A 21,535-nucleotide genomic window follows, 5' to 3' on the forward strand; every position below is an offset into this window, starting at 1 on the left:
TTGAACGTGCGGCCGGCCCCGTTTCAAAGGAGAAACAATGCCCATTCGCACGCGTGCGGCAATCGTCCGGGAGCAGCCTGGTCCATTCGAGGTCGTCGACGTCCTGCTCGATGACCCCCGCCAGGGTGAGATCCGAGTGAAGATGGTGATGAGTGGCCTGTGCCACTCCGACTACCACCTCGTGACCGGCGACAGCACGGCGGGCCACCTTCCCATGGTCGGCGGCCATGAAGGCACCGGCATCGTCGAATCCGTCGGGCCCAACACGCCGGACTGGGCTGTGGGCGACAAGGTCGTGTTTTCGTTCATAGCCAGCTGTGGCAAGTGCCGTTGGTGCAATGAGGGAATGACGAACCTCTGCCAGCTCGGCGCCTTCCTGATGCTCGGAAGCCGCTTCACCGATACCGACAGCTTCCGGTTCTCGCTCGAAGATGGCACTCCGGTTGGCCAGATGTGCGGTCTGGGCACCTTCGCCGAGCACACCGTCGTCGATGTCAACTCGGCGGTCAAGCTGCCCGCCGACGCTGATCTCGACAAGGTCTGGTTGCTCGGCTGCAGTGTCGGCACCGGATGGGGTTCGGCGGTCTACGCAGCGGACGTGAGCCCGGGTGACGTCGTCATTGTCATGGGAGTCGGCGGCGTGGGCATCCACGCGGTCCAGGGCGCTTCACACGCGGGGGCAATGGCTGTCATCGCCGTTGACCCCGTCGAGCTCAAGCGCCAGAAGGCCCTCGAAGTCGGTGCCACGCACGCATTCGACAACATTGCCGACGCCGCTGAATTCGCCCGCACCATCACCGACTGGCAGGGTGCCGACAGCGCGATCATCACCGTCGGCACCTTGCGGGGTCAGGACATCGCAGACGCGTTCTATGCCATCCGCAAGGCCGGCACCGTCGTGGTGACGTCCATCGCCCCGAGCAGCGAGGTCAGCATCCCAATCGCGCCGCTCGATATCACGCGCTTTCAGAAACGCATCCAGGGTGCGATCTACGGGGCGAGCAACCCGCGAGCGGACATCCCCCGTCAATATGCCATGTACCTCGCCGGGCAGTTGAAGCTCGATGAGCTGATCTCGGCTACCTACTCTCTTGACGACATCGAGCAGGGGTACATCGACCTGCTGGAAGGACGCAACATGCGCGGCGGCATTGCCCACCCCGCGTCAGATTCCCCCCACACTGCAGAAGGCCGTTCATGACGACCGCAACCGAGGCCAGGGCCACCCGCTCGGTGTCGCGCGAAAGCATCTTCGCGGGAGGCGAGTGGGTTGCCCCCGCCGGCCCCGCCGAGATCGTCGTCGAGAGCCCCGTCGACCTCAGCGAGGTCGGTCGGGCGCCCGACGCGATCGCCGCCGACGTCGACCGCGCCGTGCGCGCCGCGCGCGAGGCGTTCGACCACGGCCCGTGGCCCCGCCTGACGCCCGCCGAGCGGGCCGACTGGCTCGACCAGCTGGCCGACGAGATGGAACGACGCGGCCTCGATACGGCCAACCTCATCACCGCCGAGATCGGCCAGCCTATCTCGGTCTCCAGGCCCTGGGCGAGCGTGCGGCCGATCACGCACCTGCGGTACTACGCGAAGGTAGCTCGGCGACCGGACTTCGAAGAGGAGGAACGGCCCAACATCCACGGCACCGGCAACTCGATCGTGCGGCGCGAGCCACTCGGGGTCGCGGCCCTCATCGTGCCGTGGAACCACCCGCACGCTTCGCTGACTCTCAAGCTCGCGCCTGCTCTCGCGGCGGGCTGTACCGTCGTCATCAAGCCCGCCGCCGAGACAGCGCTCGACGCCTTCACCTTCGCCGACGCGAGCCTCGCCATCGGCATGCCGCCGGGCGTCATCAATATTGTCTCCGGTGGCCGCGAGACGGGGCAGGCACTTGTGGCGCATCCCGGCATCGACAAGATCAGCTTCACCGGATCGGCCGAGGCGGGGCGTCAGATCGCGTCGATCGGCGGCCAGCGACTCATCCCGGTGACTCTCGAACTTGGCGGCAAGTCGGCGGCGATCGTGCTCGAGTCGGCTAATCTGGACGCCGCGTTCGCGAGCCTGCGGAACGCCATATTCGATAACAGCGGCCAGATCTGCGCCATGATGTCGCGCGTATTGGCGCCGACGAGCTTGTACGACGAGGTGCGCGACCGACTCGTCGCCCTCGCTGGCGATCTCAAGGTCGGCGACCCGCGGGACGAGATCACCGAGCTTGGGCCGCTCGTCTCGCAGCGCATCCATCAGCGCGTTTCGGGCATGGTCGACCGTGCGCGAGCGGCGGGCGCCACGATCGTCACCGGTGGGCAGCCGCTGCCGCGCACCGGGTACTTCTACGCGCCGACGGTCATCACCGACGCCGCCGAAGACAGCGAAATCGTGCAGGAAGAGGTTTTCGGCCCGGTCGTCACGCTCCTCCCGTACGACAGCGTCGACGACGCCGTGCGCATCGCGAACGACTCGCGCTACGGCTTGGCCGGCGCTGTCTATGGCGCGGAGGACGAGATCCTCGGAGTTGCCCGCCGCGTACGCACCGGCTCGATCGGTCTGAACGGCTACCGTCCCGACTTCAATACTCCGTATGGCGGCTACAAGGATTCGGGCTTGGGCCGCGAGTTCGGCGCCGAGGCGGTCCGCAACTACCAAGAGGTCAAATCCATCTGGCGGTAGCAGCCAGGCGAGGCGCCGTAAGTCGCCTCGTATGGCTCGGCGGTGCGCTCAGGATCAGCCGGCCGTCGCCGCCGGGCCGCGAACGGCGGCCCCGATCAGAAAGAAGCCCGAATGTCAGACTCCTCCGTCATGCCTGCTGAGCAGGCGCATGTGTTCACCACGATCGATGAGGTCGGCGATATCGTCGGCCGCGAATTCGGCCCCTCGACCTTTCGCGCCATACCGCAGGAGGACATCGACCTGTACGCGCAGCTCTCCGGCGACGACAACCCCATTCACGTCGACGCCGAAGCCGCTGCGAAGTCGCAGTACGGCGGGCGCATCGCCCACGGCATGTTGACGCTCAGCATGGTGGTCCCGCACCTGCGCGAGATCTACAAGGTCTCGGGCACCACGACGGGAATCGTCTACGGGTTCAACAAGATCCGCTTCCCCAACGCCGTGCCCTCTGGCGCGAACATCCGGGTGCGCGGGACGGTCGTGCAGATCGACGAGGTCCCGGGTGGCTGGCAGGTGACTCTGGCCCTGATCTTCGAGGTCGAGGGCGAAACGAAGCCCGCGGTCGCGGCCGAGCTCGTCCTGAGGCACTACCGGTGAGCGCCGTGAGCCCAGTCGACGACATCCGTCTCGACGGCCGTGTCGCGATCGTCACGGGCGCGGGCCGGAGCCTCGGGCGATCCTATGCGATCGCACTCGCGGACGCGGGCGCAGCGGTCGTCGTCAACGACGTTGATGCAGCGTCGGCGGCCGATGCCGTCGCCGAGATCGAGGCCCGCGGCGGCAGGGCCGTCGTTTCCATCGGCCCCGTCGGTCCGGCCGACACCGCCGAGCAGCTCGTCGATGACGCGGTCACGACCTTCGGGCGACTCGATGTCCTCGTCGCCAATGCCGGCGTACTGCGCGACCGCGTGCTGTGGAAGATGTCCGACGATGACTTCGACGCCGTCGTCGCAACCCACCTGCGCGGCACGTTCACCACGGGTCGAGCCGCCGCCATCCGGATGCGCGAGCAGGGCGAGGGCGGCCGCCTGATCGTGATCGGCTCCCCGGCTGGCCAGTTCGGCTCGTTCGGTCAGACCAATTACGCGGCAGTCAAGGCGGGCCTCGTGGCGATGGCCCGAACCTGGTCGCTCGAGCTCGCTCGCGCCGACATCACGGCGAATGCCGTCATCCCCATCGCCATGTCACCCATGACCGGCACCATTCCCGCATATGCGGAACTCTACGAGCGCTATCTGGCGGGGGAGCCGATCCCGACCGAGATCCGACGCGAGAAGGGCCTCGGCAGCCCCGAAGACGTAGCCCCGCTCATCGTCTGGCTCGCTTCGGATGAATCGCATTCGGTCACCGGCCAGGCGATCGGCATCGGCGGGGACCGGCTGTCGCTGTACTCGCATCCCGAGGTGCTCGACGTCGACTATTCGGACGGAGGGTGGAGTGCCTCCGGGATCAATGCAGCCTGGCAGGCCCGCTTCGCCGCGCAAGCGCAGACATCCGGACCACCCTCCCGCGCAGCAGGGGTGACACAGTGACCCGCATCCACTATTCCGACCTCTGGCAGGGCATCGCAGCTGCGGTACCAGAGCGCACGGCGATCATCACCCGCGACGGCGAGATGACCTGGCGACAGTTCGCCGACGAATCCGGCGCACTCGCCCGTTATCTCACCGAAGAGTGCGGACTGCAGACCGGTGACGCCGCCGCGACATTGCTCTATAACCGGCCCGAGTTTTTGACGTTCATCTGGGCCTGTCTCGCCACCGGTGTCGCGCCGGTCGCACTCAACTACCGCTACACGGCGAGCGAGGTGCGGGCGCTGCTGGTCGACTCCGGCTCGAAAGTGCTCGTCGCCCCCGCATCATTCGGTGCGAAAGCGACGGAGGCGGCGGCTGGGCTCGGGATTTCCATCGTGGTCGTCGCCGACGGTGCCGATCCCCTCGGCACTGACCGGATACCGGGCGCGGTGCGATACGACGACATCATCGCAGCCGGTGGATCGATGCCGGCCTCGGCTCCCACGGGCGCAGACCTGCGCCTGTATACGGGGGGCACGACGGGGGCGCCCAAGGCCGTCGAGTGGGATCTCGACACCCTGCTCGAGGCCAGACGCCAATCCACCTGGGCGGTGACCGGGATCGAGCCGCCCGAGACCCTTGAACGAGCCATCGCGATCGCCGTCGACCCGGCGACCCCGAAGATCGTGACGCTGCCGATGGCTCCGATGCTGCATGGCACGGCGCAGTCGATGACGATGGGCACCCTCGCCCTCGGCGGCACGGCCGTACTGCATGCCCAACCGAGTATGGACATCGACGAGGCCTACCGTCTGATGGGCGCGCACCAGGCGACGCGGCTCATCGTCGCGGGCGACGTTCTCGCTCTCCCCCTCGCCGACTGGGCCGAACTGAATGGTGGGCTCCCGCACGTGCGCTGGATCTTCTCCTCGGGCATGCGGTTCAGCGACGACGTGAAGCGTCGGCTGCATCTGCTCGGCGACCTCGAGATCATCGACCTGCTCGCCTCGAGCGAGGGCGGCCCGTACGCATTCGGCATCACCAAGAGCGTCGAGGACCTGCCTGCCCGGCTCGTGCTCACGCCCGATGCCGTCCTGCTCGACGAGGACTACAACGAGATCTCGTTCGACGACGGGGCGCTCGGCGTCCTCGGCTACCGCGGAGTGCTACCCAAGGGTTACTACGGCGATCCCGAGAAGACGGCACAGGCCTTCCTTCAGATTCGCGGGCACCGCTACGTAGTGCCCGGCGACTGGGCGCGCTCGAATGGCGATGGCACGATCGAACTCCTGGGCCGGCTCTCGGCCGTCGTCAACACGGGCGGCGAGAAGGTCTTCCCCGCCGAGGTCGAGCAGGTGTTGCTCGAGCATCCGAGCGTCGGCGACGCGATCGTGTTCGGGCTGCCGCATCCGCGATTTGGCGAATCGGTGTGTGCGATGGTCGCACCGGTCGAGGATGCCGCGATCGACACCGCAGAGCTGCTGGACTTCGTCGCCGAGCGTCTCGCTGGGTTCAAGAAGCCGCGGCACCTCTTCGTGCGCGCGAGCCTCGATCGCTCGCTCACCGGCAAGGTAGAGCTGGCCCGAGTGAAAGAGGACGCGATGCGAGAAATGCAGGAGGCGGACGCATGAGCCCGATTCCCGACCCGAGCGCGCCGCCCACCGACCTGCTCGGTTACGCCACTGAACTGCTGACGGGTCGCGAGCTGGCAAAGTTGCAGGCGCTTCGCGACCTGCTTGAGGAGCGTGCTCGACCGCATTTGGCGGAATGGTGGGAGGCGGGCGAATCGCCCGCTCACCTGCGCGCCGAACTAGCCGCCCTGGGCCTCGAGGACGACCCCGAGCTGCTGGGCGCCGACGGGCAGTTGAGCCCCTATTACGTGGGGTTCAAGCACTTCGAGTTCCAACGTTTCGACGCCTCGATCGCCACGCTCTACGGCGGCCAGGTCGGCATGTTCCGCACGGTCGTTCGCGAGGGTGGCAGCCGCGAGCAGGTGGCGCGCCTCGATCCGCGCATCCCGTCGTTCGATCTGACCGGATGCTTCGCCCTGACCGAACCCGACCATGGGTCGGACGTCGCGGCGGGGATGGAAACGACGGCGACGCGGGACGGCGAGAACTGGCACATCACCGGGCACAAACGCTGGATTGGCAATGCCGCCCTCTCGGACGTCATTCTCGTCGTCGCGAAGGATGACACCGACGGGGCTGCGAAGGCGTTCCTCGTGCCGCGTGAGGCCCCCGGCGTGACGGTCACCGACATCCGCGGCAAGATCGCGCTGCGCATGGTGCGGAACGGCGACATCACCCTCAACGACGTGCGGGTGCCAGAGTCGGAACGACTGCAGCGCATCAACTCGTTCCGAGATGTCTCGGCGATTCTCGCCCAATTGCGCTATGTCGTCGGCTGGAACGCTGCGGGCATGCAGATCGGCGCCTACGAGGCGGCGCTTCGCTACGCTCTCGGCCGACACCAATTCGGTCGACCAATCGCGGGATTCCAGCTCATCCAGGAGAAGCTCACCCGAATGCTCGGCAACGCGACCGCAACGCTCGCTCTCGCCGTGCGACTCACCGACCTCAAGGTGCGCGGCGAGCTGACCGAGACGGTGGCCGCGCTCACGAAGACGTGGGCGGCGGACCGCGTGCGGGAGACCGTCGCGCTCGGCCGCGAGATCGCCGGAGCCGAGGGCATCCGCGTCGAACATGATCTGGCCCGCTACTTCACCGATGCCGAAGCGGTCTACACCTACGAGGGCACGCACGAGATGAACTCGCTCATCGTCGGTCGTGCGGTCACCGGCCTGTCGGCGTTCACGCGCTAACCGTTGAGGGCGTCGACGCGGGTGGGAAATCGCCGTATCGAGGTGAGCGAAGCGCCAGACCGTGGCGGTCTCGGCCGCCTTCCCCAGGCCTCACATTCCCGGTCCAGGCGGTACTTCAGTTCGTCGGCGTCGCGCGGATGGGGATTTCGATGAGAGTCGGAACGTCTCCGGCGAGGGCCGCGGTCAACGATTCCCGCAAAGACTCGGCCGAGTCCGCGACGCTGGAGCGCACGCCGTAGCCGGTCGCCAGAGCGCAAAAATCGACGCCGCCGAGGTCCATGCCGGGCACGCCCTCGACCCCGAGCTGGGTCGCAAACGCGCGCAGTGCGCCGTAGGTCCCGTTGTTCAGAATGAGGAAGGTCGCGGGAATCCGGTATCGGGCTGCCGTCCAGAGCGCGGGGATCCCATAGTTGGCGCTCCCGTCCCCGATGACGCCGATCACCTTGCGGTTCGCGCTGGCGAGTTGTGCGCCCACGGTGGCGGGCATGCCGAAGCCGAGGCCACCAGCCGCTGGGAAGAAGTAGCTGCCGGGATGCCTCATCTCGATGCGATCCCAAAACGCTTCAGCGGTGGTCGTCGCCTCACGCACATAGATCGCGTCATCCGGCGCCACCGCATTCACCACGTCGAACGCAGCCTCCAGGGTCAGCACTCCATCCACGGGTGCCAGCCCAGGCACGGTGCGCGCGATCGGCATCGCGCGCGCGGCGATGGGGAGACTCGAAACCAGCGCCGCCAGGGCGGAGTGGACGTCGGCGATCACGGCGTCCCCCATCGGGGCACGGGCGGCCTCCCCGGGATCCGAGGTGATCTGGATGAGAGCGGCTCCCGCTGGCAAATATCGGCCCGGCTGAAACTGGTGGTAGCGAAAGACCGGTGCGCCGATGACGAGGATGAGGTCGTGCCCAGCCAGCCGGCTTGACAGGCCGGCGATCGAAGCGGGCAGCACGCCGCGGAAACACGGATGGCGGGTCGGAAACGGACAGCGGGATGCAGACGGCGCCACCCAGACCGGCGTCCGTTGTCTCTCGGCCAGCTCAACAGCGAGCGCTCCGGCGCCAGCCGCGTCGACGTCCGCTCCGAGGATCAGAACGGGGTTCACGGATGCGCCGATCAGCTCGGTGATATCAGCGAGCTGACCCGGCGACAGGGAACCTGCGGTCGTCACGACTCGGGAGGAGAGAAACTCACTGGCCTCCCCGGCATCTTCGGTCCAATCGTCCCAAGGGATGGACACGTACACCGGCCCGCGAGGCGCGGCTGTCGCGGTGTGGATGGACTGGGCGATGGCGCGCGGAACGTCGGAAGCGATCGATGGCTCGAGGCTCAACTTCACGAGCGGCTGGGGCAACTGGGTTGCGTCAACGTTGGAGAGCATGGACTCGAGGCCGATTATCGGCCGAGCCTGCTGCCCAGCCGAGATGACCAGCGGACTGTGCGAGTACCAAGCGTTCGCGATCGCACCCATGGCATTTCCGGTCCCCGCGGCCGAATGGAGGTTCACGAACGCCGGCTCACCGGTGACCAGGCTGTAGCCATCGGCCATCCCGGTCACAACGCCCTCGTGCAGACCGAGAATGTAGCGGAAATCCGCGGGCATCCGGTCCAGGAACGGCAGTTCATTGGAGCCGGGGTTGCCAAAAATGGTCGTCAACCCGTTTTTCCGCAGGATGTCGTAGGTTGCTTCCCGTACTGTGGCCATCGGTCAGCCTCAGCTGGCGATTCTTAGATCGGTGCGCTCAGCCTTTTTCGTCACGGTCACGACGCCTCGGTCGCCGTCGACCGCGACCCAATCGCCGGTCTCGATGAACTCGAGCGGGTCCAGGTCGAACTCGGAGACAGTGGGCACTCGGGTCACAATGGCGCCCAGAACTGCCTTGGAGGTCACGGTGGTGAAAACCATGGCCAGCGGCGCTGTCCCGAGCAGCCTGGTGCTCTGGAAGAAGCCCGACCATCCCGAGGAACCTTTCGCACCCGGGAAGACCAGAATCTTGCCTGTGAAACAGACGCCGACCAGTTCGTGTCTGCTCTCAATAATGGTCCCCGTCATGGGGTCGATGCCACCCCAGCCGGAAATCGTCTCGTGGGTGACGAGCGCTTCGCCCTCCGCAAAACCGCCGACGATGCCCCGGCCTTCAAATTCGATGGTCATGCGAGGTGCCCATTCCACTTGCCGGTGACGGCGGCATCGACGCATTCCTCCAGCGTGCCGAACCAGGCTTCGATGTTCATGATCGCGGCGAGGTAATGCGCCTGCTTGGCGGAATCCGTGGCGAAAACCCGGGTGCCGTCCGGTACAGCTTTGGACATGGCCGGGCACGAGTCGGTCAATACCTTCCCGCCAGCCCTCTGGATAATTTCCGTGTATCCGTTGCGGTCGGCGACGCTGCGCAGCGCACGCGGGGTCATGATCCACAGCTCGGTGCCGGCATTGAGGGATCTGCCCTCGATCGCCCGGGCGAGTCTCGCGATCTGGTCGAGTGAGGCGTGGGGGCAGCCGAGCAGAATGAAGTCGACGTCAGTGGAGGAGCCGATCCCGTTGAGCTCCTCGTACACCGCCCGACGCTCACGCTCACCAAAGAAGATCGGTTCTCCGATGGGCTTTCCGCCGAATGCCGCCTCGATCGTGGGCGCCTCGGGCGTGATCCCGGGGATGTGGAAGAGCTCGATCCCTCCGGAAGTTGCGGCTGCGGCGCCGAAATGCTTGATATCGGCGAGGTCGGGCTGCTGCCAGTCCCCGCGAATGACGGGTCGAGCCTCCTGTACAGCGCCGCCGACGAAGTAGCCGAACATGCCCCAGTCCTGGAACCCCTTGACCGGAATGGTCGCATCGACGAGGTGCGTGCCATATCGGTTCTCGGGCACGTGATTGCCCCAGTACGGAATCTTTCCGGTCAGACTAGCTGCGCCAGTGGAGGCCGCGCCCTCGCAGTTGGTGCGCGCGCCGAGTACTGAGTTGCAGTAAACGACGGCGGAGGATTCCATCCACGCGCAGTGCTCACCGCGCAGCGGCAGATTACCCACCTGGTAAGGCGTGCACGTAGCGAGAATGGTCACGCCATGCTCGGCGTAGAACGCCTCACCATCCTCCTGCAGTTCGACCAGGTGCGGCGAATAAGGTTTGACCGCCTCGGCATCTGCCTGGCCAAAACCCATCTGCAGTTGACAGGTCGGTACCCGCATCTTGGGGATCGTGATGTCATCGTCGCAGTCGAGATTGATCACCGCGTAGGACTTGTTCCAGCCGCCCTGCCTGACGAGGATCTCCTTCGCCGGGGACGGCTGCGCCATGGTCCCCGCCACGTTGCGGGTATCACAGAGCCGTTCGGCCCCGAGCCCCTCCCCATAGCGGATGAGTAGATCCATGGCGGCTGCAACCGCATCGCCCTCGGCCCCGTCGCGCATGGCCTTCTCGTCGTCGGCTAACTTCATGATCTACCGTACCTTTCTGTATCCACTCTCATCAGTGCAGGTTCGTCGATTCGTGCCAGGGGATGGAAACCCGCTTGGCAAACGTCACCACGGAGTACAGAATGAGGCCCAGGGTCGCGAGCAGGAGAATCACCGCGAAGAGTGCGGGCGCATCCAGCTGGTTCAGGGTGTTGACCAACTGGTAGCCGAGTCCCGAACTGCCACCGAGATACTCGCCCACGATGGCGCCGATGACGGAGAGAACGATACCGACCTCCATGCCGGCGAAGACATACGGCAAAATGCTCTTGAGCTCGAGGTGGCGAAAGGTCTGCCATCTGGTCGCGTTCAGACTGCGCATGACGTCGCGTTGCCCGGGATCGACCGACCTGACTCCGAGCTGCACGTTGAGCATGATGGGGAAGAACGCCATCAGGGCAGCGATGATGATCTTGCTGCTGATTCCGAACCCGAACCAGATGACAAAGAGTGGGATCAGTGCGACCTTCGGCACGACCTGCGATGCCACGATGAGTGGTCGCATGCTGAGCTCCAGCAAGGGCGACTTGCCCAGGACGACGCCCGTGGTTACTCCGAGAACGAGAGCAATAAGGAACCCGACGACCGCCTCGATACTGGTCGTTCGCGCATCGATCCAGATCGACTCCGTTCCCAGCATGGTGAACAGTTTGGCGAAAATCTGGGTCGGAGCCGGAAGGATCAGCTCGTTGACCTGGAAGATTTTTACTCCCAATTCCCAGGCCACGAAAAAGATGATCAGGATGGCCGGTGTCGCACCCCATTTGAGCGTCTTGGCTAGTTTGTCATCGCGCATTGTGCTCATTCCTCCTTATCAAGGGCTTCACGCAGATTGCGCGCTATTTCGACAAAACGTTGCCCGGACTGGGCCTCGATCGGTCGCGGACGGGGGATATCTACCGTCGTGATGTCTTGGATCCGGCCGGGCCTCGGTGTGAGGTGGACGACCCTGCTGCCGAGAAAAACAGCCTCAGTGATGTCGTGAGTGACGAACACCACCGTTGCCCCGATGACGGTAGCGATCCGTTGCAGCTCAAGATTCATCCGCTCGCGCGTCAATGCATCCAATGCTCCGAAAGGCTCGTCCATGAGTAGTAGGTCAGGGTTGTAGCTCAGCGCGCGCGCGATGGCAACTCGCTGTCGCATGCCACCGGACAACTCGCGAGGATGCGACTTCTCGAAGCCGTCGAGCCCCACCAGACCCATGAGCTCACGCGCTCGAGCATGACGTGCCGACTTGGACACCCCGCGCAACCGCAGCGGAAGCGTAATGTTGTCGAGGATGTTGTACCAGGGAAAGAGGTTGGCATCCTGAAACACGATCCCCATCCGAGTGATCACGGAAGAATCAATGGTGGAACCCGACCAGAGAGATTTCCCCCCGATCTTCACCTCACCGGATGTGGGTTGGATCAGGCCCGCCATGATTCGAAGAGCGGTGGTCTTGCCACATCCGGATCGCCCGATCAGCGACACGAACTCTTTTTCGTAGATATCCAGGTTGACGTCGGACAGTGCGCGGGTAGTCCCTCGCGCCGTCACGAAATCCTTGCAGACACCCTTCATCTCCAGCTTGACCATCGGGTGTGGCGCAACGGCATCCTGTCCGGCACGGTCGGCAACAGGGCACCGCTCCGCCAAGTGTGAATTTCCAGCATCGATGATGGTTACCAACTTTCTGCTCGCCCTCGTTCGTTCCTGTTTATCCTGGCGTCTCTGATCACTGCGGCAGGAGGCTCGTGTCTACGAGACTTTCGATCTTCTTGCCGCTGGGGACCACCTTGGAGTCGACGAGCTCGCCGTAGGCACCCTCCAATTCCTCCATGTCCGGCCAGCCGGTTCGCCCGTCCTTGCCCTGCCACGCTGCCGTGCGTTCCTTGAACGAGGCGTTGGCAATTTCGTCGTCGTCCAGAGACGCAAAGGTGTATTCACTCCTCAGAGTCTTGATCGCCGCATCGAAGTTCTTCTCGGCGATGAGGCCCTCCTTCACCTGCTGGACCGCGAGGAAGAAGTTCTTGAGCTCGTCGCCGTGCTGGTCGATCTGCTCTTTGGTCGTCATATAGATGTTCATTCCCGTGACCGATGTCGGTACGAAAATTCGAGCATCCGAGTTCTGCTTGGCAACGATCTGAGCCGTGTCGGCGCTCACCATGTAACCGGCGAGTGTGCCGTTGCGAACCAGGTCGAACGTTCCGGGCGCAAGCCCAACCAGCTGACGTTTCACGCTCTCGGGGTCGATATCCATCTTCCGCAAGGACATGGACAGCGTCTTGTCGCTCGTGCCGTTCACCGACGGAACCCCGATGGTTTTGCCGACCCAGTCGGACGGTTCAGGGGATGCATCGGTGGTCACGATCCGGATTCCGACCTGGAACGTGTCGATGGCCGGAATGACGATGGGCTGGTCCTGCGCAAAAGCGGCGATCATCGCGTCGATGAGGCCATTGCGGGCGACTTGTCCCTTGTTGGCAAGCAGGAGTTGTGTCGCCTGTGCCGAACCTTTGACCGTTTGAAGCGTCATGTCCATGTGATTCTTCGTGAAGGCGCCGGTCAGATCGCCGTACATCTCCGGAACGACCGAGAACGAGGTCAATGGGAGAAAACTTAGAAACGTGAACGGGGTAAGAGCGTCGCCCCCTCCCGTGCCGCCGGACGTGGTGCCGGCCGGTGTGGACTCGCCCGTCGCGCAGGCAGCGAGCATGTTCGCACCTAGCGCCCCCAACATGATGGTGCCACCCGCGCGGGTAACAAAGCTTCTGCGGCTGAAAACAGCACCGTCATTCGACATAAACCGACTCCCTTGTTGGCTTTCTGTTTCGAGAAGCAGGAAGCTCATTGTCTTCCGGCTGAGGTCAGCGAACCACAGTGGCTCACCACCGATCAAACAACCTTTCCGGATATTGGAAAGCCGACCGCGCGGTTCGCTGTTGTCTGGAAACCCGATGATCGTTTGCCGATAATGGCGTCGCAGACAGGGGCTATGTTACCGAGGCCGCGGGCCCGAACTCGTCGCTCGCACCTTCAGCGCCGCCGTGCGAGCAGCCCCGACCGGGCCGCTCGCTCATCGTTCAACTCGACCTCGGCCGCGGGTGCCGCGTCGCTGTTGGCCGGCGAGTCTCAACCGACAGCTCGCTGGAACAGCGCTGCCCTCGTCCGTGGCGGTTGCCACGGGCGAGGGCAGTTGGTTGGGAAATTAGTGTCGTGCGGGTTCGATTTTGCTGAAGGAGAACGGGTTTTCGCGGGGCGGGTTGAGGGTGAACACCTCGACGACGGACGAGACGCCGGCGTTGTTGGCACCCGCCACCATGATCTGGATCGAGGATGGGTGGCTGAGCAGGCGCACGTCGTCCGGGTCGTCCGAGGAATGGGCGGTGTCGGGCATCGAGTCGGGATGCTCAGACGGCAGGCGCCACCGGGTCTTGTGCGAGAGAGCGTCTTTGCCGACGGAGACGAGCGCTGAGCGACGTCGTACCGCATGCTCAAAAATGTAGTTGCGCAGGCCGCCCTTGCTCCAGCCCGCGTGGGCGAAGACTTCGGCATGCTCGGGCACGAGCACCAGCAAGGCGCTGGTGTATTCGTGGATGAGGGCGCCGGTGCGACAGATGCTGTCGACAAAATCAAGCGCGAGCTGCTCGGGTTTGACGGTGTGGCGGGCTTCGATGTGCATCACCGAGCGGATCACATACGCCGTTACGACGCTCTCGGAGGCATCGAAGCCATACTCGGTGTGCAGTGGCGGCCAGGGGCTCTGCTCTTCGTTCTCCGCGATGCAGGCCGAGTATTTCGCCGGAGTGCCCTGCGTGGCCTGATCGAGCTTGTGCGGATGCAGGCCGAAAACGTTGATCGAGGCGAGCCGGATCGCGCGGCCGATGGTCGCGTTCGCCCGGAACCCCGAACCGAAGATGTTGCCCTGGCTGTTGAGTCCGATTTCATTGCGGATCGGACCGTTGACGACGAGGAACGGCGCTGTGCCTGTGGTGCTCTGCCAGATGCCGCGCGCGGGGTGCGGCTCCATCGCGATAGCTTCCCAGGCTGCGACGACGACGGGGAAATACTCGGGCAGGCATCCAGCCATCGCCGCATTGATCGCCGCGAGCCGCACGGTGAGGTGACGATTCAGGTGGGAAATTGTGAACAGTACTTCGTTCGGATCGCGGTCAACGCTCGCCAGGAACGCGGCCAGGTAGGCCTCGGTGACGGGAACGACGGGAAGCCCATCGGTCCATTCCTTTGCCGAGTAGTATTCCAGCGCCGTGTAGGCAGCGTTGGCGTTGTCGTCAGTCATGATGGCTTCGTCCTGCGTGATCATGGTCATCTCAGCCCTCCACTCCCAGAATGCGTAAGACTTCGGGTAGCGCTGTCAATGCACGCTCCTTGACTTCCTCGGCGCTCAGGCTTGACATGGGATGCTGCACGGCATGAAAGTCGAACCCCGGGAATCCCTGCACGGTGGCCATCGCCTGACCGGACATCAGAAACGAGTCGGAGGTGATGCTCACGGTCGGGATGCCGGCTCGTTCGAACAAGATTCCGTCGGCCACGGTCGCCGCGCTGCACGAGCCGCAGTCACCGACCGCGGTGATCACGACATCGCACTCGTCGACGATCTGCTCAAGAAGCGGCTGCTTGACCGGGGTGCCGAAGTAGTCCTTCGTATACAACAGTGCCTCACCCGCCCCATAGTTCTCCTGCAGCGCCTTCGCGATCTCCTGCAGCAACATCGTCGCGTTGGGTTTGGTGTTGTCGAGCAGGCCGATGGTCAGCCCCTTCAAACTCACTGGACGCGGCGACAGGGTGATGTCCGTCTGCTCGTCCTCCATCCCCGTCGGATCGAGCAAAAGTCCTGCTATAGCCATCTTGAGTCACTCCTTCATCGCCAGCTTCAATTGGTGCGATAAATATGACACGCGGCGACAAACCACCCGCTGACCAATTTCATTCAATGAAAGAGTCCTGCTCAGACCAGCGCCGACGCGCAGCCGTCGACGGTGATCCTGATGGTGTTCGGCGCGCCCCGCTGTGGCTTCTCGGTCTGTCGGAGAAAGCTCAACCAGACGAGGACTTCGAGCCAGTGTGCGTGCTGGCATCCGTATAGTAGAACGCAAGAGGAACGCAGAGCGTACATTCGGACGGTGGTTGAAAAGTGGCATCAGACAGGTCACGCGACCATATCCAGAGCATCGAGCGCGGCATCCAAGTGCTGCGTGCCTTCGGGGGGCACAACGCGGTGTTGCGGGCCAGCGCGGTCGCTGCGAGCGTTGGGCTTCCCCGGCCGGTCGTGCGACGAATCCTGCTGACATTCGAACACCTGGGCTATGCCCACTCTCAGGACGGCTTGTGGAGTCTTACTCCCCGCATCCTCGAGCTCGGTGCCGGCTATTTTGGAACCTCATCGCTGCCGGAGATCGCCTACCCCATCATGGCCGAGATGGTCGAGAAGACGAGCGAGACGTGCAGCGTTGGTGTCCTCGATGGTACCGACGTCATCCACGTCGCGAGGTTGGAAGAACGCCGGGCCCTGCCGGACGCGGTGCGCGTTGGAACGCGTCTGCCGGCCCATGCGACCGCGGTCGGCAAGGTGATGTTGGCGAATCTGACGGATGGCGCGCTCGACGACTACTTCACGGTCGCGTCACTGGAGCGCTTCACGTCGCGCACGATCTGTGAGCCTGCGCTCCTCCGCACGCGCCTGGACGACGTGCGGAGTCGCGGCTTCGACATCTCCATCGAAGAACTGCACCCCGGAATGCTGGCTGCAGCGGTGCCGATCGTCGTCGACGGAAGTGTCATCGGCGGGTTGACCGTCTCGTCAACGACGGACCGCGCATCCGAGCTGTCGTTGACCGACACCGTCGTGCCATTGCTGCGCGACGCCGCGGAGCGAATCGGGCGCATTTACCGTATCGCGAACCCTCAGCTGTATCGGTCTGTGCCCGCTTAGGCGAGCGCGGGCACGACATCGGCGGGGAGATCCGTACCCAAGTACGCGCCATCCTTGACGAGTTGGGCCTGCAAGGCAGACACATCGACGTTTGCTGCGCTCGTACCGCCGGCCAGGGCCAGTGCCGCGGCGGTACCTGCTGCCTGCCCCATGACGAAGCACGGGCCGGTGACGCGCCCGGATGACTGGCCGCCCTGAGTCATCGATGCACAGCGGCCGACGACGAACAGGTTGTCTACTCGGGCGGGCACGATCATGCGATACGGCAACTGGTTGAAGCCACGAGAGTCGGTGGCGCCAGGAAAACGAAAGTCCACGTCGCCGACAACGTGTGCTTCGACGGGCCATCCGTTAACGCCGATCGTGTCGTCGAAGTCGACGCAGTCGAGCACATCGCTCTCGGTCAACTGGTAGAGGCCGTTGATCCGGCGCGTTTCCCGGATGCCGATCTGAGGCGCGATGTCAACGACGTAGGAGTTCTGAAAACCCGGCGTGCGGTCGCGGATGAAGGCAAAGGTGTCCTTCACCTGCTGCCGGCCCTGGATCTCACCCCGGGTCAGTTGGTGCACATCGGTACCGTCGACGGGCGAACCGTCGTCATTGTGGAGCTGGGTGAGGTTGGCGCGCCACTCCAACGGGTTGCGCTGGGGACGCACAATCGGCTTTTTTCGAGGGAAAGTGTGTGTCCCTGCGGCTTCGGCCTCCTCCATGAGACGTTGGACGGTTTTCCAGGCCTCGCCCGCTTCGACGGGGTCGACACCGTTGATGCGAAACATGAGGGAGGGATACATCAGGTCGGGTGAACGCTCGAACGGCGCGCCTGACCAGGCCGCGATATCGCCATCCCCCGAACCGTCGATGAAGAATCTTCCGCGCACCGCGGCGCGGCCCGACTTCGACTCCACGATGACCCCATCGATGGTATCGACGTCGGACATGACGACGTCGACGGCGGACGTGTGGAAGAGCAGCTCAGCGCCTCCGGCCAGGACGAGCTCATCGGCTGCGATCTTGTAGGCGGAGATGTCGAAGGACACGGCCAGGAGACGGTCCTGAATCGTCAGGTGGGGTGCGTTCAACCCATCCAGCGCGGTGAGTCGATCGAGTAACTCGTCGGCGTATCCGTGCACGACCAGCTTGTCCTCGCCGTGCACGCGCGCATGCAAGCCGCAGAACGTGCTGAGCCCGCCCATCGTGCCGGCACCGCCGAGGAAGCCGTAGCGTTCGATCAACAAAGTCGAGAGACCGGCCCGCGACGCGGCCGTGGCAGCGAGCACGCCGGAAGGTCCGCCGCCGATGACGACGACGTCGTACTCGCCCATGACCGGAACGTCCCTGGCGGGCAGGTGGATCGTGGATCTGCTCATGCTGTCTCCGTCAGTTGGGGGTGGATGTCGAGGCCAGGGCCGTTGCGAGGGCTGGCTCGCACAGTCCGGCGGCGGGGCGGGCGCACAGCACGGCCCCGCAGTTCAGCGGTTGTACGAGCCGCTCGTACTGGTCGAGCATGCCGCCACCGCTATCGCGGTCGGCTGGCGGTGCATACGGTGTGCGTGCGGCGAGCGTGGCGGCGTCCACGAGCAGGTCGAGTCGACCGGTCTTGAGGTCGATGTCGATGATGTCGTCGTCCTGCACGAGTCCAAGTGGACCTCCTGCGGCCGCCTCGGGGGAGACCTCGCCGATCGTCACACCCTGATTGACCAGCCCGCTGAACTGGCCGTCGGTGACGAGGGCGACGCTCTGAGCGAGACCGCGGGCGTGCAGGGCGAAGATGAACGCCGACGTCATACCCATGCCCGGTGCTCCCGAGACACCGATGCCACGAATGACCGCGACATCGCCCGGTGCCAGGCGACCGCTGGAGATACCGGCAATGGCCTCTTCGCGATTCTGGAAGACCCGAGCCGGGCCGGTGAAGGTGTGTGGGCCGGGGTCGGGAACGGGGCGCTTGGCGACGGCGCCGCCGGGGGCGAGCGTGCCGCGCAGCACGGTGATCGCGGGGTCAGTGCCATAGGGGTCTGACAGCGGCCGGATGATCTTGCCGTCGGCCGGGCGCGCGCTCGCTGCATTTTCGGCGACCGTCTGACCGCTCACGGTGAGCTGGTCGCCATCGAGCAGGGGAAGAATTTCGCGCAACACCGTCGCCCCGCCACCGACGTCCTCGAAGTTCTCGACGAGCCACGGGCCGTTGGGTCGCACCGCAGCGACGAGAGGTGTCTCCCGGCCCAGAACGCGAAAAGTCTCCCAGACGTCAATGCCCACGCCCGATTCGATGGCGATCGCCTGCAGGTGCTTGATGGTGTTGATCGAGCCGCCGACCGCGAGCATCGTGCGTACGGCGTTTTGGATCGATCCAGCGGTGATGATGTCGCGGGGACGCACGTCGCGCTCGATGAGGTCGACCAGGGCGACGGCTGAGCGGCGCACGGTGTCCCACATTCGCTCGCTATTCGCGCGGACCGGAGCCGCACCGGGCACCGCCATGCCGAGGGCTTCGGCGACGATATGCATGGAGTTCGCGGTGGCCAGCCCTGCACACACGCCCGGGCCGAGGATGGCATCGTCGGCGAGCACTTCGAGGTCGTCGACTGGTTCACCGGTAACGACTGCCTTCGACGCGAGGAGGAAAACCTCTTCGACGTCGGCTTCGCGCCCGGCGGCGAGTCCGGAATGTTGGTAGCCGCAGGTCACAATGACGGTGGGAATGTTCAGGCGGCCGGCCGCCATGAGGTGGGCCGGTGTGGTCTTGTCGCACGAGCTCAGGCAGATCATCGCATCGAGCTTGGCGCCCTCGACCGCTGCTTCGATGTCGTTCACGATCAGGTCACGGCTCGGCAGGATGTAGCGCCCAGCGCGTCCTGCGCTGGTGATGAAGTCGGACGGTGCTGTGGTGCGGATTTCGAACGGCACCACCCCGAGTCCCCGCAGCTCGTCTTTGAGTACGGCCGCGATGTCGTCGAGGTGCGCGTAACACGCGGCCAACTCGGACGACGTGTTGACGATCGCGATTTTCGGCTTCAACAGGTCGCTCACCGGGATGCCGAGGGCGCGCCAGTGTGCACGGCGCGTGATTCCCAGTGCTGAATTCGGGGGGAAGTTACTGCGTAACTCGGGCATCGTCGTCCTCGTTTCGGTCGGTGGCCGACCGCGCACGGGCCGTGCGACGTCACTATCGGCCAGTCTCAGTGTACGCACTGCAGTCGAGTGACCGCAATGCGTACGAAAATGAGCTCAGCAATATTTTGATTGCTAATGCCTATCGACATAGGTAGTGTGATCTCGGGGAACAAAGTCGTGACCCGAACGGATACCGCAAAGGACCCCGTACTGTGACCACCACCAAGTCTCCATCAGTCACCCTGCTCTCCGATTACTCCCTGGAGATGACCGGCAAAGACGTGCCAGCTCTCGAAGAAGCTCAGGCAGGTATTCCCGCCGGTACGCGGATCAACGTGACCTATCTCGGAAACGAAGATCTCGACATGCGAGTGAACGCGGCGCGAGCCGTGCGTCTCGCTAACTTCAAGCCCGTCCCGCACATCTCCGCGCGGCGGCTCACCTCCAAAGCGCAGCTTGAGGAGTTTCTTTCTCGCCTGCAGGAGGCCGAGGTCAGCTCGAGCGTCTTCGTCGTTGGTGGTGACCCGCACACGCCGGAAGGCCCCTACTCCGATTCTGCCGAGGTTATCCGCACCGGAATTCTGCAGGAGTACGGCGTCACGGGCGTCAGCATCAGCGGATATCCGGAGGGTCACCCCGACATCAAGACGGACGTGCTCTGGGGCGCGCTGCAGGAAAAGGCCGATTCGATCCGGGAGCAGGGACTCGAAGGCACCATCCTCACGCAGTTCGGTTTCGATACCGAACCCGTCATCGAGTGGATTCAGGCCGTGCGCGAGCGCGGCATCGACTTTCCGATCCGGGTCGGCGTGCCCGGACCGGCCGGCGTCAAGCGGTTGCTCGGCTATGCCCGCCGCTTCGGTGTGGCATCCAGCGCCGGAATCGTGCAGAAGTATGGATTTTCCCTTGCCAACCTGCTCGGCACCGCTGGCCCGGACCGATTCGTCGCCGATCTCGCCGATCGGCTCGACGGAGCGGGGCTTGGCACCGTGAAGTTGCACTTCTACACCTTCGGGGGCATGCGTGCGACGGCAAATTGGGCGACCGAGTTCGTGGCCAAGCAGAACGCCGCGGCTTCATGACCCAGAAGATTCCGGGACTCTCCCCTGACCATGCCTGCCTGCTCGTCCATGGCGATGACAAGCCCGGCATTGTTGCGGCCGTCACGGCGCTCATTACCAGGCGCCACGGCAATATCGTGGCCCTCGCCCAGTACTCGGATGACCCGCAAGGGGGCGCGTTCTTCCAGCGCGTTGTCTTCCACCGCAAGGAACTCAGCGCAGCCCTGCCGGAATTCCGCGCCGACCTGGCGAAGACGCTGGGGGAGTTCGAGCTGGAGTGGACCCTGCGCGACATGTCGATTCCGAGTCGGATGGCCGTGCTCGCGTCGACTTCCGACCACTGTCTGCTTGATCTTCTCTGGCGGCACCGTCACGGCGAGCTGCCCGTGTCGATCCCCATGGTGGTCTCCAACCACCCGAACACCGCCGACGACGTGCGATCCTTCGGCATCCCGTTCTTCCAGGTTCCCTCGGCCGGGGCGGACAAGGCCGCCGCGGAAGCAGCGATTCTCAAGCTCCTCGTCGGCAACGTCGATTTCGTCGTGCTTGCTCGCTACATGCAGATCCTGTCACCGGATTTCCTGAACAAGCTGGGGGTGCCCGTGATCAATATTCATCACTCCTTCCTTCCCGCCTTCATTGGTGCCGCGCCGTACCGAAAGGCGAAGGAGCGCGGAGTCAAACTCATCGGAGCGACCGCACACTACGTCACCCAGGACCTCGACGAGGGGCCGATCATCGAACAGGACACCGTTCGAGTCGACCACGCCGACTCGACCGTGGAACTTGCCCGTCGAGGCGCGGATGTCGAGCGGCAGGTGCTGTCCCGCGCTGTGCTGTGGCACAGCCAGGGTCGGGTCATCCGGAACGGCAACCAGACGATCGTTTTCTGACAGGCTACCGCCTGCCAGCGTCGCGTATTCACTAGTCCCATCACCCATCGAGAGAAACGAGTCACACCGTGTCATCC

19 protein-coding genes are annotated in these 21,535 nt (G+C 64.5%); 9 read left to right on the forward strand and 10 right to left on the reverse strand.

Annotated features, from left to right (window positions below; all coding sequences use genetic code 11):
• Positions 1-37 precede the first annotated feature (37 nt).
• The 6 genes from E3T43_RS03485 (at position 38) to E3T43_RS03510 (ending at position 6,999) form a co-directional block, all read left to right on the forward strand.
• A complete protein-coding gene (locus E3T43_RS03485) occupies positions 38-1,201 on the forward strand; it encodes an NDMA-dependent alcohol dehydrogenase (protein ID WP_198414299.1) in 1,164 nt (387 codons plus the stop codon).
• Positions 1,198-2,661: an aldehyde dehydrogenase gene (locus E3T43_RS03490; protein ID WP_134471345.1), complete on the forward strand. Its 1,464-nt coding sequence runs from the start codon at positions 1,198-1,200 to the stop codon at positions 2,659-2,661. Before E3T43_RS03485 ends, E3T43_RS03490 begins: the two co-directional genes overlap by 4 nt.
• Positions 2,662-2,772: 111 nt before the next feature.
• Positions 2,773-3,258, forward strand: coding sequence for a MaoC family dehydratase (locus E3T43_RS03495; RefSeq protein ID WP_134471346.1), 486 nt, complete (start codon positions 2,773-2,775; stop codon positions 3,256-3,258).
• A 23-nt stretch (positions 3,259-3,281) separates the two neighbouring features.
• On the forward strand, positions 3,282-4,193 hold the full coding sequence (locus tag E3T43_RS03500; protein ID WP_134471423.1) for an SDR family oxidoreductase: 912 nt from the start codon (positions 3,282-3,284) through the stop codon (positions 4,191-4,193).
• The gene (locus E3T43_RS03505) at positions 4,190-5,806 is read left to right on the forward strand and encodes an AMP-binding protein (RefSeq protein WP_166791223.1); all 1,617 of its coding nucleotides are present in this window, start codon (positions 4,190-4,192) and stop codon (positions 5,804-5,806) included. Before E3T43_RS03500 ends, E3T43_RS03505 begins: the two co-directional genes overlap by 4 nt.
• A complete protein-coding gene (locus E3T43_RS03510) occupies positions 5,803-6,999 on the forward strand; it encodes an acyl-CoA dehydrogenase family protein (protein ID WP_134471348.1) in 1,197 nt (398 codons plus the stop codon). The genes E3T43_RS03505 and E3T43_RS03510 overlap by 4 nt, the downstream gene beginning before the upstream one ends.
• 115 nt (positions 7,000-7,114) lie before the next feature.
• Here E3T43_RS03510 and mdlC read toward each other — a convergent pair whose 3' ends face one another.
• The 8 genes from mdlC to E3T43_RS03550 all read right to left on the reverse strand — a co-directional run bounded on the left by mdlC (position 7,115) and on the right by E3T43_RS03550 (position 15,305).
• The gene (mdlC, locus tag E3T43_RS03515; RefSeq protein WP_134471349.1) at positions 7,115-8,701 is read right to left on the reverse strand and encodes a benzoylformate decarboxylase; all 1,587 of its coding nucleotides are present in this window, start codon (positions 8,699-8,701) and stop codon (positions 7,115-7,117) included.
• Between the two features lie 9 nt (positions 8,702-8,710).
• Entirely contained in the window at positions 8,711-9,151 is a 441-nt protein-coding gene (locus tag E3T43_RS03520; protein WP_134471350.1) for an aconitase X swivel domain-containing protein, read from the reverse strand.
• Entirely contained in the window at positions 9,148-10,431 is a 1,284-nt protein-coding gene (locus E3T43_RS03525; protein WP_134471351.1) for an aconitase X catalytic domain-containing protein, read from the reverse strand. The genes E3T43_RS03520 and E3T43_RS03525 overlap by 4 nt, the downstream gene beginning before the upstream one ends.
• A gap of 31 nt (positions 10,432-10,462) precedes the next feature.
• Positions 10,463-11,254: an ABC transporter permease gene (locus E3T43_RS03530; RefSeq protein WP_198414300.1), complete on the reverse strand. Its 792-nt coding sequence runs from the start codon at positions 11,252-11,254 to the stop codon at positions 10,463-10,465.
• Positions 11,251-12,123, reverse strand: coding sequence for an ABC transporter ATP-binding protein (locus tag E3T43_RS03535; protein ID WP_198414301.1), 873 nt, complete (start codon positions 12,121-12,123; stop codon positions 11,251-11,253). Before E3T43_RS03535 ends, E3T43_RS03530 begins: the two co-directional genes overlap by 4 nt.
• 46 nt (positions 12,124-12,169) lie before the next feature.
• A complete protein-coding gene (locus E3T43_RS03540) occupies positions 12,170-13,150 on the reverse strand; it encodes an ABC transporter substrate-binding protein (RefSeq protein WP_166791224.1) in 981 nt (326 codons plus the stop codon).
• 492 nt (positions 13,151-13,642) lie between these two features.
• Entirely contained in the window at positions 13,643-14,764 is a 1,122-nt protein-coding gene (locus tag E3T43_RS03545) for a hypothetical protein (RefSeq protein ID WP_134471353.1), read from the reverse strand.
• Position 14,765: 1 nt separating this feature from the next.
• Entirely contained in the window at positions 14,766-15,305 is a 540-nt protein-coding gene (locus E3T43_RS03550) for a UGSC family (seleno)protein (RefSeq protein WP_134471354.1), read from the reverse strand.
• A gap of 287 nt (positions 15,306-15,592) precedes the next feature.
• Here E3T43_RS03550 and E3T43_RS03555 point away from each other — a divergent pair, with 287 nt between their 5' ends.
• Positions 15,593-16,390, forward strand: a complete 798-nt coding sequence (locus tag E3T43_RS03555) for an IclR family transcriptional regulator C-terminal domain-containing protein (RefSeq protein WP_134471355.1) — start codon at positions 15,593-15,595, stop codon at positions 16,388-16,390.
• Here the strand turns inward: E3T43_RS03555 and E3T43_RS03560 are convergent.
• Both E3T43_RS03560 and E3T43_RS03565 read right to left on the reverse strand, forming a co-directional pair.
• Positions 16,387-17,757, reverse strand: a complete 1,371-nt coding sequence (locus E3T43_RS03560) for an FAD-dependent oxidoreductase (protein WP_134471356.1) — start codon at positions 17,755-17,757, stop codon at positions 16,387-16,389. The two genes, E3T43_RS03555 and E3T43_RS03560, sit on opposite strands and share 4 nt — an antisense overlap.
• A gap of 10 nt (positions 17,758-17,767) precedes the next feature.
• Positions 17,768-19,504, reverse strand: a complete 1,737-nt coding sequence (locus E3T43_RS03565) for a dihydroxy-acid dehydratase (protein WP_134471357.1) — start codon at positions 19,502-19,504, stop codon at positions 17,768-17,770.
• Between the two features lie 212 nt (positions 19,505-19,716).
• On the opposite strand from E3T43_RS03565, the gene E3T43_RS03570 reads away from it, so the two are divergent.
• Positions 19,717-20,586: a methylenetetrahydrofolate reductase gene (locus E3T43_RS03570; protein ID WP_370449864.1), complete on the forward strand. Its 870-nt coding sequence runs from the start codon at positions 19,717-19,719 to the stop codon at positions 20,584-20,586.
• Positions 20,583-21,458, forward strand: a complete 876-nt coding sequence (purU, locus tag E3T43_RS03575) for a formyltetrahydrofolate deformylase (RefSeq protein WP_134471358.1) — start codon at positions 20,583-20,585, stop codon at positions 21,456-21,458. The genes E3T43_RS03570 and purU overlap by 4 nt, the downstream gene beginning before the upstream one ends.
• Positions 21,459-21,535: the final 77 nt, after the last annotated feature.

This window comes from Cryobacterium sp. Hh7 (assembly GCF_004403155.1).
GTDB classification, from domain to species: Bacteria; Actinomycetota; Actinomycetes; order Actinomycetales; family Microbacteriaceae; genus Cryobacterium; species Cryobacterium levicorallinum.